Here is a 12,539-nt window from a genome sequence, read left to right on the forward strand (position 1 = left end):
GACTATCGCGCGCTTAGAAGCAAGAGCAAGGGCAAGCGCTGGGCTGGGCTGGGCTGGGCTGGGCTGGGCTGGGCAGAATGATCTTGCGGAGCATGCCTGCATGACATTGCATTGGTGCAAAGAGCCGACTGCGTCGTTAAATATTATTGACCTAGCTTGTGCCAAACCCTTGTCACTCAAGGCTCCGACGGCCTACAGCCCCCGGAAAATGGCGGCTTGAGGCTTCGTCACTCGTTTGACATATCGAACGGCTCTGGCAAGCTATGAGTCAGGCCCCGACCGACATCGCCTGCAGGGCGAGCCGGCAGTGCTCGGGGCTTCAGGCAGCACTCAAGGCCCCGGCCGTGCGCCTGCACAACAACGACAGGCATGACCTGTCTCAAGGTGACATATGTCCAACAGCAACATTGGCAACAAGCAACCTTCCCTGCGCAAACCCGTCGTCCTGATGACCATGGGCAGCCAAGAGCGCAAAGGCCATGACTATCAGGTCATGACCCACAAATATATTTCCCCGCTGGTCGAGTTCTCCGGTTGTGTCCCGGTCCTGGTGCCAACCTGCTGCGGCGTCGAAGACCTCGAGACCTACCTGGACATGGCCGACGGCGTGTACCTGACCGGTGCCGGCAGCAACATCGACCCGGCCCTCTACGGCCAGGACAACCAGACGCCCGGCAAGGGCCAGGACAAGGACCGCGACCTGTTCGATATCCCGATGGTCAAGGCGGCGATCAAGCGTGGTCTGCCGATCTTCGGCATCTGCCGCGGCATGCAGGAAATCAACGTGGCCCTCGGTGGCGACATCTACCAGAAGGTCTACGCCGAGCCAGGCTTCAACGACCACAGGGAAAACCCGGAAGATCCGGTCGAGGTCCAGTACGCCCAGGTGCACAGCGTCAAGATCAAGCCGGGCAGTTGGCTGCGCGACACCCTGGGCAGCGACGAAATTCGCGTCAACTCGCTGCACGGCCAGGGCCTGCGCAACCTGGGCGCCGGCATCGAGCCGATCGCCCATGCCGAGGATGGCCTGGTCGAGGCGATCCACGCCCCGAGCATCTCGCCCTTCCTGTTCGCGGTGCAGTGGCACCCGGAGTGGCAGGCGGCGAAGAACCCCGATTCGATCAAGATGTTCCAGGCCTTCGGCGACGCCTGCCGCGCCCAGGTCCGCAAGTCCCAGGTCAAGCGCAACCAGGCCGCTTGACCCTCTGAAGCTTCGTTAGCTTTGATCGCGGGGCGGCGCAAGGTCGCCCCCGTTTCCCACGGTCACCCTCTGCTGGTCCCAGAACACCTCCCGTGGAAGCGGGCGGCGGGCTTGTGCCTGTCTCCGCGATCTTTTTTCCTCTCTCCCTGACAGAGATACGATGACCCATAAGATCTCGTGTCGTTCTACCGCCCCTATCGCAGCGCAAGCCCCCTCCCGCAGCCCGGCAGAGCTGTAACGTCATGACTATAGGCGGGGACTGGCCACGCGCTGAGGCCAGATCTGATCACTACCCCTCAGAAAATCCATGGACAGGGCTAGCCACAGAACAAGTTGTACGATAACTTACCTCTCACCTTGGTACCTCCCCCCCCTCCAAGCGCCACAGGATGCCTACAACAATGACTCCACAAGAACTGCAATCCATCCTCTCCCACGGCCTGCTGTCGTTCCCCGTCACCGACTTCGACGCGGCCGGCGACTTCAACCCCGCAGGCTATGTCAAACGCCTGGAATGGCTCGCCCCGTACGGCGCCAGCGCGCTGTTCGCCGCCGGTGGCACCGGCGAGTTCTTCTCCCTTGCCGCCAGCGAGTACAGCCAGGTGATCAAGACTGCCGTCGACACCTGCGCCACCTCGGTACCGATCCTCGCTGGCGTCGGCGGCTCGACCCGCCAGGCCATCGAATACGCCAAAGAGGCTGAACGCCTGGGCGCCAAGGGCCTGCTGCTGCTGCCCCACTACCTCACCGAAGCCAGCCAGGACGGCGTCGCCGCCCATGTCGAGGCGGTATGCAAGGCGGTGAACATCGGCGTGGTGGTCTACAACCGCAACGTCTGCCGGCTGAACGCCGACCTGCTGGAACGCCTGGCCGAGCGTTGCCCGAACCTGATCGGCTACAAGGACGGCCTGGGCGACATCGAGCTGATGGTGTCGATTCGTCGCCGCCTGGGCGATCGTTTCAGCTACCTGGGTGGCCTGCCCACCGCCGAGGTGTATGCTGCGGCGTACAAGGCGCTCGGCGTGCCGGTGTACTCGTCGGCGGTGTTCAACTTCGTGCCCAAGACCGCGATGGACTTCTACCACGCCATCGCCCGCGACGATCACGCCACCGTGGCCAAGCTGATCGACGACTTCTTCCTGCCGTACCTGGACATCCGCAACCGCAAGGCCGGTTACGCCGTGAGCATCGTCAAGGCCGGGGCGAAGCTCGCCGGTTACGACGCGGGCCCCGTGCGCACGCCGCTGACCGACCTCACCGCGCAGGAGTACGAGATGCTCGCCGCGCTGATGGACAAGATGGGCCCGCAATAAGCGAGCGCCCCGCGGCCTGCCAATGCCGCCGCCGGAGCAGGTTCGACTCGCTCCGGCCGACAACCGATCCCCGTATAAAAATAACGAGTGGGAGTAACCAGCATGCAAGCGACGCAAAAGACGCATGTACGCTACCTGATCCTGTTGATGCTGTTCCTGGTGACCACCATCAACTACGCCGACCGCGCCACCATCGCCATCGCCGGCTCCAGCCTGCAGAAAGACCTGGGCATCGACGCGGTCACCCTCGGCTACATCTTCTCCGCCTTCGGCTGGGCCTATGTGGCCGGGCAGATCCCCGGCGGCTGGCTGCTCGACCGCTTCGGCTCGAAGAACGTCTACGCCTTCAGCATCTTCACCTGGTCGCTGTTCACCCTGCTGCAGGGCTTCGTCGGCGGGCTGCCGGTGGCCTGGGCGGTGGTCACGCTGTTCACCCTGCGCTTCCTGGTGGGCTTCGCCGAAGCGCCGTCGTTCCCCGGCAACGCGCGGATCGTCGCGGCCTGGTTCCCCACCCAGGAGCGCGGCACCGCCTCGGCGATCTTCAACTCGGCGCAGTACTTCGCCACCGCGCTGTTCGCCCCGATCATGGGCTGGATCGTCTTCACCTTCGGCTGGGAACATGTGTTCGTGGTCATGGGCGTACTGGGTATCGTGTTCTCGGCGGTGTGGATGAAGACCCTCTACAACCCGCGCCAGCACCCACGCATCAGCAGCAGTGAGCTCGAGCACATCGAACAGAACGGCGGCCTGGTGGACATGGACCAGAAGCGCGGCGGCGACGGCCCGAAATGGGGCTACATCAAGCAGCTGCTGACCAGCCGCATGCTGCTGGGCGTCTACCTCGGCCAGTACTGCATCAACGCCATCACCTACTTTTTCCTCACCTGGTTCCCGGTGTACCTGGTGCAGGAGCGCGGCATGACCATCCTCAAGGCCGGCTTCATCGCTTCGTTGCCGGCGGTATGCGGCTTCATCGGCGGGGTGCTCGGCGGGGTGCTGTCGGACTGGCTGCTGCGCCGCGGCAACTCGTTGACCTTCTCGCGCAAGCTGCCGATCGTCTGCGGCCTGCTGCTGTCGACCACCATGGTGTTCTGCAACTACGTCGAGGCCGAGTGGATGGTGGTCGGCTTCATGACCCTGGCGTTCTTCGGCAAGGGCATCGGCGCCCTGGGCTGGGCGGTGGTCGCCGACACCTCGCCCAAGCAGATCGCCGGCCTGTCGGGCGGACTGTTCAACACCTTCGGCAACATCGCCTCGATCACCACGCCGATTGTCATCGGCTACATCATCAGCGCCACCGGTTCGTTCAAATGGGCGCTGGTGTATGTGGGCGCCAACGCCCTGGTGGCAGTGTTCAGCTACCTGGTGATCGTCGGCCCGATCAAGCGCATCGAGCTCAAGGAGCCGCCCAAGCGCGAACCTGCGCCCGACGCCGAACTGGCCCGCCAGTAAGCCGGACACGTCGGCGCCCAACGGCGCCGGCGACAGCACCACGCCTGAGAGACAAGACAAGAAGGGCCTGACCATGCAGTTGATCGAACATTCCGAGTCGCCCCGCTACGTGCGCCTGCACCCCGACGACAACGTCGTGGTGGTGGTCAACGACGGCGGCCTGGGCGAAGGCGCGCGCTTTGCCGATGGCCTGACCCTGGTCGAGGGCGTGCCGCAGAGCCACAAGGTTGCCACCGTGGACATCCGCAAGGGCGAGGCGGTGCGCCGCTATGGCCAGGTCATCGGCCATGCCCTGGCCGACCTGCGCCAGGGCAGTTGGGTCAAGGAAGATCAACTGGCGATGCCGACCGCGCCCGAGCTTGCCAGCCTGCCACGCTGCGACGCCGTGCCCGCCGCCCTGCCGCCACTCGATGGCTTCACCTTCGAGGGCTACCGCAATGCCGACGGCAGCGTCGGCACCCGCAATATCCTCGGCATCACCACCACCGTGCAGTGCGTGACCGGCGTGCTCGACCACGCGGTCAAGCGTATCCGCGCCGAACTGCTGCCCCGCTACCCCAATGTCGACGATGTGGTCGCCCTCACCCACAGCTACGGCTGCGGCGTGGCGATCAACGCCCGCGACGCCTACATCCCGATCCGCACCGTGCGCAACCTGGCGCGCAACCCCAACCTAGGCGGCGAGGCGCTGGTCATCAGCCTGGGCTGCGAAAAGCTCCAGGCCGACCAGGTGATGCACGACGGCGATCCGTCTGTGGACCTCAGCGAGCCCTGGCTGTACCGCCTGCAGGATGCGACCCTGGGCTTCGGCGAGATGATCGAGCAGATCATGGCCCTGGCCGAGACCCGCCTGAAAAAGCTCGACCAGCGCCGCCGCGAGAGCGTGCCGGCCAGCGAACTGATCCTCGGCATGCAGTGCGGCGGCAGCGACGCCTTCTCCGGCATCACCGCCAACCCGGCGCTGGGCTATGCCGCCGACCTGCTGGTGCGCGCCGGCGCGACGGTGCTGTTCTCGGAAGTCACCGAGGTGCGCGACGCCATCTACATGCTCACCTCTCGCGCCGAAACGCCGGAGGTCGCCGAAGCATTGGTGCGCGAGATGGACTGGTACGACCGCTACCTGCAGCAGGGCGCCGCCGATCGCAGCGCCAACACCACGCCGGGCAACAAGAAAGGCGGCTTGTCCAATATCGTCGAAAAAGCCCTGGGCTCGATCGTCAAGTCCGGCAGCGGAGCGATCCAGGGCGTGCTCGGGCCCGGCGAGCGGGTAACGCGCAAGGGCCTGATCTTCTGCGCCACCCCGGCCAGCGACTTCGTCTGCGGCACCTTGCAGCTGGCGGCCGGGATGAACCTGCATGTGTTCACCACTGGTCGCGGCACGCCCTATGGCCTGGCCATGGCGCCGGTGGTCAAGGTGTGCACCCGCAGCGAGCTGGCCCAGCGCTGGCCGGACCTCATCGACATTGACGCCGGGCGCATCGCCAGCGGCCGGGCGAGCATCGAGGAGCTGGGCTGGGAGCTGTTCCATTACTACCTGGACGTGGCCAGTGGCCGCAGGCAGACCTGGGCCGAACAACACCGGCTGCACAACGACATCACCCTGTTCAATCCGGCCCCCATCACCTGACGAAGCGTGCCTGGGCCCTTCGCCGACAACACGCCCCCTGTGGGAGCCGGCTTGCCGGAGAAACGAGTGCGTAGCACTCGCCCAGTGCCCTGAACCCAGCCATTCATCTACAGGAGCATTCCATGCCCGAAATCCTCGGCCACAACTTCATCGCCGGCCAGCGCAGCGCCCTTGGCCCGCAACGCCTGCACAGCCTCGACGCCACCAGCGGCGAAGCCCTGCCCTACAGCTTCGCCCAGGCCACCGAGGGCGAAGTCGACCGTGCCGCCCGCGCCGCCGCCGACGCCTTCAGCACGTTCCGCCAACTGCCCCCGGCCCGCCGCGCCGAGTTCCTCGAAGCCATCGCCGCCGAACTGGACGAACTCGACGACCACTTCGTCGCCATCGTCTGCCGTGAAACCGCCCTGCCCGCCGCGCGCATCCAGGGCGAGCGCGGCCGCACCAGCAGCCAGATGCGCCTGTTCGCCCAGGTGCTGCGTCGCGGCGACTACCTCGGCGCGCGCATCGACCTGGCGCTGCCCGAGCGTCAGCCGCTGCCACGGGTGGACATCCGCCAGATGCGCATCGGGGTCGGCCCGGTGGCGGTGTTCGGTGCCAGCAACTTCCCGCTGGCCTTCTCCACCGCCGGTGGCGACACTGCCGCGGCCCTGGCCGCCGGCTGCCCGGTGGTGTTCAAGGCCCACAGCGGCCATATGGCCACCGCCGACCTGGTGGCCTGCGCCATCCTGCGCGCCGCCGACCGCACCGGCATGCCCAAGGGCGTGTTCAACATGGTGTTCGGCGGTGGTGTCGGCGAATGGCTGGTCAAGCACCCGGCCATCCAGGCCGTCGGCTTCACCGGCTCGCTGAAAGGCGGCGACGCGCTGTGCCGCATGGCCGCCGAGCGGCCGCAACCAATTCCGGTGTTCGCCGAGATGTCCAGCATCAACCCGGTGATCGTCCTGCCCGGCGCCCTGGCCAAGCGCGGCGAGGCCATCGCCCGCGAACTGGCAGGCTCGGTGTGCCTGGGCGCCGGCCAGTTTTGCACCAATCCCGGGATGGTGATCGGCTTGCAGTCCCCAGGCCTCAGCCAACTGCTGGGCGAGCTGGGCCGACACCTGGATCAGCAGGCCGGGCAGACGTTGCTCAATGCCGGCGGCCTGCGCAGTTATGTCGGTGGCCTGGAACATCTGCAGGCCCACGCCGGCATCCAGCATCTGGCGGGGCAGCCGCAGCAAGGCGATCAGGCCCGCGCCCAGTTGTTCAAGGCCGATGCCCGCCTGCTGGCAGAGGCCGACCCGCTGCTGCAGGAGGAGGTGTTCGGCCCGGCCACGGTGGCCGTGGAGGTTGCCGACGAGGCACAGTTGCGCGCCGCCCTGCTCGGCCTGCGCGGCCAGCTCACCGCCACGTTGATCGGCGAGCCGGAGGATCTCGAAGCCTTTGCCTGGCTGGTGCCGCTGCTCGAAGAGAAAGTCGGGCGCATCCTGGTCAATGGCTACCCGACCGGGGTCGAGGTGTGCGACGCCATGGTCCATGGCGGGCCTTACCCGGCGACCTCGGATGCCCGTGGCACTTCGGTGGGAACGCTGGCGATCGATCGCTTCCTGCGGCCGGTGTGCTACCAGAACTACCCGCAGGCTTTACTGCCGGAGGCGTTGCGCGATGGCAACCCGTTGGGGCTGCGGCGGCTGGTGAATGGACAGTGGAGCGAAGGGGCAGTCTGATTATCTGGAAACGCGATTGGAAACGATGTGGGAGCGGACCTGATACCGGCATCGCGGGGCAAGCCCGCTCCCACGCTTTTGACCACCTCGGAAGTCAGCCCCGCTGCGCCTCGGCCTCTTCATGGGCCTGGCGCAAGCGTTCGCGGCTGTTGCTCAGGTGCATGCGCATGGCCATCTTGGCGCCTTCGCTGTCGCGTCGGGCGATAGCCTCGTAGATCGCTTCGTGCTCGTGCATCAACCGGCTCATGTAATGCGCCTGGTCGTCATGGGCCAGGCGCGCCGAGTTGAGCCGGGTACGCGGGATGATGCTGGTGCCCAGGTGATTGATGATGTCGGCGAAGTAGTGATTGCCGCTGGCCTGGGCGATGCGCAGGTGGAACTGGAAGTCCGCCGACACCGCATCGGAGGCATGGGCCGCGCCCTCGTTGAGCTCGTCCAGCGCGGCGCGCATGCCGGCCAGTTGCTCGTCGCTGCGACGCTCGGCCGCGAGGCCCGCCGACTCGATCTCCAGGGCAATGCGCAACTCCAGCACCGCCAGCACCTCGCGCAGGGTGACGATGGTCGCCGGGTCGATACGAAAACCCCCGGTGCTTGGGGCGTCCAGCACAAAGGTGCCGATACCGTGGCGGGTCTCGACCTGGCCCGCGGCCTGCAGCCGCGAGATCGCCTCGCGCACCACGGTGCGGCTGACCCCTTCCTCGGCCATGATCTGCGATTCGGTGGGCAGCTTGTCGCCGCGCTTGAGCTGGCCGCTGCGAATGCGCTCGGTCAGCACCGTGACCAGTTCCTGGGCCAGACTGCGTGGCTTGCGCCGGGTCCGTGCCTGTACCTGCTGCTCTGTCATGCCCTGTCTGTCTGGTTGTGGAAGACAGGCGGGATGATAGCGCAAGCAGTTGTACGATCACATACGTCCGGGCGGGTTTTCATGCGCCCTGCCGCGCCGTCGAGGGCGTGTGGCCCATGACCTTGCGGTACAGGCTGGAAAATGCGCTGGGGCTCTCGTAGCCCAGGTCCAGGGCGACGGCCGTCACCGCCTCGCCCGCCGCCAGGCGTGTCACCGCCGCCATCAGGCACGCCTGCTGGCGCCATTGGCCGAACGACAGCCCGGTCTGCTCGCGAAAACGCCGGCTGAAGGTGCGCGGGCTGCAGTTGAGTTGACGCGCCCAGGCCTCGGCGCGGGCATGAATCAACGGCTGCGCCAGGAACGCCTGACACAGGGCCGCCAAACGTGGCTCCGTTGGCATCGGCGCGAACAGCGGCAGGCGCTCGGCCTGGCCCAGCTCGTGCAGCAGCAGCCCCAGCAGCAGGCCGTCGCGCCCCGCCTCGTCATGCAGGGCCGGCACCTCCGCGCTGGCCAGCAACAGCTGGTGCAGCAGCGGCTCGACCCGCAATGCCTCGCACACTGCACCCGGCCGGGGCACCGCTGCCGGCTCGATGTACAGGCTGCGGGTACTCACGCCGCGCATGCGCACCTGGTGCGGCTTGCCGGGAGGAATCCACACGCCGCTGCCGGGTGGAATGACCCAGGCGCCATCGTCGGTCAGCACCTCCATCAGCCCGCTCATCCCATACAGAAATTGCGCCCGGCGATGGACATGCCTGGGCAACAGGGTGTCAGGCGGGTAATCGGTGGCGATGGCCAATACCACACGGGGGCTGGCATCGACCTGGGACAGGGGAACATTGCGCATGACAGCAGGCTCTGGCCGTAACGCGATGATTATTGGCCAACTGGCGCAAGCTGGCCAAGGGGCAGGCGCCTACGCTGGGAGCCCCTGTCCTGGCCCTGAGGCTGCTCCCATGCTCTACCCCCTGCTTGGCCTGTTCGGCCTGTGTGCCGGCGTCACCACCTTGCTGTTCGGCTTCGGCGGCGGGTTCTTCGCCGTGCCGCTGCTCTATGCCCTGCTGCTCACCAGCCACGGCGCCGGCACGGCCGTGGCGGAGCATGCCATGCAGATCGCCGTGGCCACCTCGGCCACGGTGATGATCTTCAGCAGCGCCCTGGCCACCTGGCGCCACCACCGCGCCGGCAGCCTGCGTTGGGACCTGGTGCGCCCCCTCGCGCCGGCCATTGCCGTCGGGGCCCTGCTCGGCGCCTGGGCCGCCCTGTACGTGACCAGCGCCTGGCTGCGCGGGCTGTTCATCGCCTACCTGCTGCTCAGCCTGCTCGATGCCTGGCTGCGCCCGGGCTTTGTCCGCACAGGCGGGCAGGCCCGGGCTGCGATGAGCCATGCCAGCGCGACCCTGGCCGGCCTGCCCATCGGCGCGCTGGCGGCGCTGCTCGGCGTGGGTGGCAGCGTGATGACCGTGCCGCTGATGCGCCGCCGCGGCGCCAGCATGCGCACCGCCACCGCCATGGCCAATCCGCTGTCGCTGCCCATGGCCCTGGCGGCCACGCTGGTCTATGCCCTGGTACCGAGCAGTCAGGCTGACCTGGGTGTCGGCCTGCTCGGACTGATCGACCTGCGCGCCGCCCTGGTGATGACCGTCGGTGCCTGGCTGGGCATGCACCTGGCCGCGCCCTTGCTGGGGCGAATCCCCGACCACGTGCATGCCCGGGCCTACCTGGCGCTGCTGGCCTGCGTACTGTTGGTGATGCTGCTCGTTGGCGATTGAGCCTGGCCATCGGTCATGCCCGCGCTGTAGGCTGCGACCTGCTCTCTCCAAGGAAGGAAACCGCATGAAGACGTTCGATCGCTTGCTGCTCGCCACTGGCCTGCTCATCCCGCTCTGGCTGCTGGCGGGCGTTGGCCTGACCGCCCTGGCCTATCCCGGCTACGACCATCTGCAGCAGGCCATGAGCCAGCTCGGCGCGGTCGGCGCGCCGACCCATGGCTTCTCGCCCTGGGTCAACAACTTCCCCCTGGCGTTGCTCTTCGGCCTGTTCGCCTGGGGCCTGGCGCGGCGCTGGCGGTACTCGGGGCTGGCTCGGTTGAGCGCCGGGCTGGTGCTGTTGCACGCTGTCGGCAGCCTGGGTACCGGCTGGTTCCCCTGCGACCAGGGCTGCACGCCGCTGGAGCCGTCGTTCTCGCAACAGATGCATAACCTCAGCGGCCTGCTGATGTTCCTCTCGCTGACCCTGGCCAGCGTGATGTGGATCTGGCTGGGCAAACGCGTGGCAGGCTCCCCGTGGCTGGGAAGGTGGTCGCTGCTGTGCTCGGTGCTGGCGATAATCACCGTGGTGCTGATGGCCAAAGCCGCGCAAGGCGGTGAACTGTTCGGCCTGTACCAGCGCCTCAACTACGGCATCAGCGTGTTGTGGGTTGCCGCCCTGGCCCTGCAATCGTTGCGCTGGCGTTCCCGCGATGGACTGCAAATGGCCATCGCCTGACGGCAAACTGCTGGCCCCCAGGCGTCGAAAGCGCGGGCAAACTTTGTTTTCCTTCAGATGCTTAGGACAGCAACATGCGCGTAATTCTAGCAACCGTGACTGGCTGCCTGCTGGCCACAACCGCCTTCGGCGCACAGGCCCGGGCCCTGAGCCAGAACGATCGCCAGGTATGCGGCTGGGGCGCGCAGATCGCCGCCGAGGCGCAACAGGCCAAGCTTTCCGGGGTGACCCTGTATGCCACGCGCAAGAAGTTGCAGGTACGCAAGTTCGCCAAGCCATGGATGCGCATGACGGCGTTCGGGATCACCGAGCAGACGTACAACAGCCGCTCGCGGCTTAAGCCGGCGGCGATCAAGCAGACGTACTACGAGCAATGTGCCCAGCATGCAGTTGCTAAAAAATAGTTCATATAATTCATATGGTTATGAGCTATATGAAATGTAATTTATTAGCATATATTGAAGTGGTTTCGAGGTATTCGGCGGCGTAATCGGCAGCCGAGGGAGCGGGCTTGCCCAACGATCTGGCCAAGCTGCCATCGCGGGACAAGCCCCCTCCCACAACACCTCCCTGTCAATCAGGCCTGTCGATCAAGGCTCCGCAATCCCCGTGGTATCGCCGATCAGTGTCTGCGCCTTGAGCGGCAGCGGTGCCGCCTTGCGCAGCGCCGCCACCTGCCCCGCGGTCACCGCCGCGGCCTGGTTGCCCCAGCTGCTGCGAATGAAGTTGACCACATCGGCCACCTGCGGGTCCGACAGCCGCCAGGCGAAGCCGGGCATGCTGAACGTCGACGGCGCGCTCGCCATGGCCGGGAGGGTCGCGCCTTCCAGCACGATGTGGATCAGCGAGGTGGCATCCTGCCCCTGCACCACCGGATTGCCTGCCAGCGCCGGGAATACACGGGCATAGCCCTGGCCGTCGGTACGGTGGCAAGCCCCGCAGTTGTCCACGTACAACGCCGCGCCCGTCTTGCCGTCATTGCCTTGCCACAGCGCCTGGGCCACGCTGGGGTCCGCCTGGAACGGCTGGTCATCCGGGTTGCTCGGCGGCAAGGTCTTCAGGTAGCGGGCAATGGCCGTCAGGTCGGCATCGCTCATGTACTGCATGCTGTGCTCGACCACGTCGCTCATGCCGCCGAACACTGCGGTGCGCTCGTTGCGGCCAGTCTTGAGGAAGGCGACGATCTGCGCCTCGTTCCAACTACCCAGGCCGTCCTTGTGGTCGCCGCGCAGGCTCTTGGCGATCCAGCCCTCGAGCGGTGCGCTGCCGGCCAGGAAGGCGTCGCCGTCGGCGGTATCCAATGCCTTTTCCTGCAGGGTGATCGCCCGTGGCGTATGACAGGCCCCGCAATGGCCCAACCCTTCGACCAGGTAGGCACCCCGCGCCACCACCGGATCACGCCCTGCGGCTTCGAACGGCTTGACCTCGGGCGCGAACAACCCACGCCAGAACGCCAGCGGCCAGCGCATGCTCAATGGCCAAGGGATGTCGCTGGCCTTGTTCTGCTGCGCCACCGGCTGCACGCCGTGCATGAAGTAGGCATACAGCGCCTGCATGTCCTGATCGCTGACGCGGGCATAGGATGGGTATGGCATGGCCGGATACAGCGTACTGCCATCCTTGCCGATGCCCTGGCGCACGGCGCGCTCGAAGTCTTCGTAGCGGTACTGGCCGATGCCGCTGGCGTGCGGGGTAATATTGGTCGAATACAGGGTGCCGATCGGCGTCTCCATCGGCAGCCCGCCGGCGAAGGGCTTGCCGCCCTTGGCGGTGTGGCAGGCCACGCAGTCGCCGGCACGGGCCAGGTACTCGCCCTGCTTGACCAAGGCGGGATCGACGCCGTCGGCGGCGTGCAGCAAGGTGCTCGCACCCAGGCCGAGCATGGCGATGAACAGTGTCTTGAGTTTCATGA

Annotated in this window: 11 protein-coding genes; 8 read left to right on the forward strand and 3 right to left on the reverse strand. The window is 66.6% G+C overall.

The features are described from left to right. Positions 1-391 precede the first annotated feature (391 nt). From ACQ4OD_RS21795 to ACQ4OD_RS21815, 5 genes are all read left to right on the forward strand, one after another. Complete coding sequence (locus ACQ4OD_RS21795; protein ID WP_430944908.1) at positions 392-1,201, forward strand: gamma-glutamyl-gamma-aminobutyrate hydrolase family protein; 810 nt, start codon at positions 392-394, stop codon at positions 1,199-1,201. A 401-nt stretch (positions 1,202-1,602) separates the two neighbouring features. Further along, a complete protein-coding gene (gene kdgD, locus ACQ4OD_RS21800; RefSeq protein ID WP_430944909.1) occupies positions 1,603-2,514 on the forward strand; it encodes a 5-dehydro-4-deoxyglucarate dehydratase in 912 nt (303 codons plus the stop codon). A gap of 102 nt (positions 2,515-2,616) precedes the next feature. Next, positions 2,617-3,966, forward strand: coding sequence for an MFS transporter (locus ACQ4OD_RS21805; RefSeq protein WP_102685231.1), 1,350 nt, complete (start codon positions 2,617-2,619; stop codon positions 3,964-3,966). A gap of 73 nt (positions 3,967-4,039) precedes the next feature. Beyond that, on the forward strand, positions 4,040-5,593 hold the full coding sequence (gene garD / locus ACQ4OD_RS21810; RefSeq protein WP_430944910.1) for a galactarate dehydratase: 1,554 nt from the start codon (positions 4,040-4,042) through the stop codon (positions 5,591-5,593). A 122-nt stretch (positions 5,594-5,715) separates the two neighbouring features. Next, entirely contained in the window at positions 5,716-7,296 is a 1,581-nt protein-coding gene (locus ACQ4OD_RS21815) for an aldehyde dehydrogenase (NADP(+)) (protein WP_430944911.1), read from the forward strand. Positions 7,297-7,390: 94 nt separating this feature from the next. On the opposite strand, the gene ACQ4OD_RS21820 is transcribed toward ACQ4OD_RS21815, so the two are convergent. Together ACQ4OD_RS21820 and ACQ4OD_RS21825 are read right to left on the reverse strand one after the other, a co-directional pair. Beyond that, on the reverse strand, positions 7,391-8,140 hold the full coding sequence (locus ACQ4OD_RS21820) for a FadR/GntR family transcriptional regulator (RefSeq protein WP_102685234.1): 750 nt from the start codon (positions 8,138-8,140) through the stop codon (positions 7,391-7,393). Positions 8,141-8,219: 79 nt separating this feature from the next. Then, positions 8,220-8,987 (reverse strand): AraC family transcriptional regulator, encoded by a 768-nt coding sequence (locus ACQ4OD_RS21825; RefSeq protein WP_430944912.1) that lies wholly within the window; start codon positions 8,985-8,987, stop codon positions 8,220-8,222. Between the two features lie 109 nt (positions 8,988-9,096). Here ACQ4OD_RS21825 and ACQ4OD_RS21830 point away from each other — a divergent pair, with 109 nt between their 5' ends. The 3 genes from ACQ4OD_RS21830 (at position 9,097) to ACQ4OD_RS21840 (ending at position 11,031) form a co-directional block, all read left to right on the forward strand. Continuing rightward, positions 9,097-9,912 (forward strand): sulfite exporter TauE/SafE family protein, encoded by an 816-nt coding sequence (locus ACQ4OD_RS21830; protein WP_430944913.1) that lies wholly within the window; start codon positions 9,097-9,099, stop codon positions 9,910-9,912. 64 nt (positions 9,913-9,976) lie between these two features. Further along, positions 9,977-10,627 carry a DUF998 domain-containing protein gene (locus ACQ4OD_RS21835; RefSeq protein WP_430944914.1) on the forward strand — a complete coding sequence of 217 codons (651 nt, stop codon included), beginning with the start codon at positions 9,977-9,979 and terminating at the stop codon, positions 10,625-10,627. 74 nt (positions 10,628-10,701) lie between these two features. Continuing rightward, complete coding sequence (locus ACQ4OD_RS21840; protein WP_430944915.1) at positions 10,702-11,031, forward strand: hypothetical protein; 330 nt, start codon at positions 10,702-10,704, stop codon at positions 11,029-11,031. A gap of 186 nt (positions 11,032-11,217) precedes the next feature. Here ACQ4OD_RS21840 and ACQ4OD_RS21845 read toward each other — a convergent pair whose 3' ends face one another. After that, the gene (locus ACQ4OD_RS21845) at positions 11,218-12,537 is read right to left on the reverse strand and encodes a c-type cytochrome (protein WP_430944916.1); all 1,320 of its coding nucleotides are present in this window, start codon (positions 12,535-12,537) and stop codon (positions 11,218-11,220) included. Between the last annotated feature and the right edge of the window lie 2 nt (positions 12,538-12,539).

It is taken from the genome of Pseudomonas sp. WC1 (assembly GCF_050586565.1).
GTDB lineage: Bacteria > Pseudomonadota > Gammaproteobacteria > Pseudomonadales > Pseudomonadaceae > Aquipseudomonas.

What these genes read in the sequence shown, in the direction of transcription:
- garD (WP_430944910.1), top strand. Translation starts at nt 4,040, where the DNA reads ATGCAGTTGATCGAACATTCCGAGTCGCCCCGCTACGTGCGCCTGCAC.
- ACQ4OD_RS21805 (WP_102685231.1), top strand. Translation starts at nt 2,617, where the DNA reads ATGCAAGCGACGCAAAAGACGCATGTACGCTACCTGATCCTGTTGATG.
- ACQ4OD_RS21845 (WP_430944916.1), bottom strand. Translation starts at nt 12,537, where the DNA reads ATGAAACTCAAGACACTGTTCATCGCCATGCTCGGCCTGGGTGCGAGC.
- ACQ4OD_RS21820 (WP_102685234.1), bottom strand. Translation starts at nt 8,140, where the DNA reads ATGACAGAGCAGCAGGTACAGGCACGGACCCGGCGCAAGCCACGCAGT.
- ACQ4OD_RS21815 (WP_430944911.1), top strand. Translation starts at nt 5,716, where the DNA reads ATGCCCGAAATCCTCGGCCACAACTTCATCGCCGGCCAGCGCAGCGCC.
- ACQ4OD_RS21830 (WP_430944913.1), top strand. Translation starts at nt 9,097, where the DNA reads ATGCTCTACCCCCTGCTTGGCCTGTTCGGCCTGTGTGCCGGCGTCACC.
- ACQ4OD_RS21825 (WP_430944912.1), bottom strand. Translation starts at nt 8,987, where the DNA reads ATGCGCAATGTTCCCCTGTCCCAGGTCGATGCCAGCCCCCGTGTGGTA.
- kdgD (WP_430944909.1), top strand. Translation starts at nt 1,603, where the DNA reads ATGACTCCACAAGAACTGCAATCCATCCTCTCCCACGGCCTGCTGTCG.
- ACQ4OD_RS21835 (WP_430944914.1), top strand. Translation starts at nt 9,977, where the DNA reads ATGAAGACGTTCGATCGCTTGCTGCTCGCCACTGGCCTGCTCATCCCG.
- ACQ4OD_RS21840 (WP_430944915.1), top strand. Translation starts at nt 10,702, where the DNA reads ATGCGCGTAATTCTAGCAACCGTGACTGGCTGCCTGCTGGCCACAACC.
- ACQ4OD_RS21795 (WP_430944908.1), top strand. Translation starts at nt 392, where the DNA reads ATGTCCAACAGCAACATTGGCAACAAGCAACCTTCCCTGCGCAAACCC.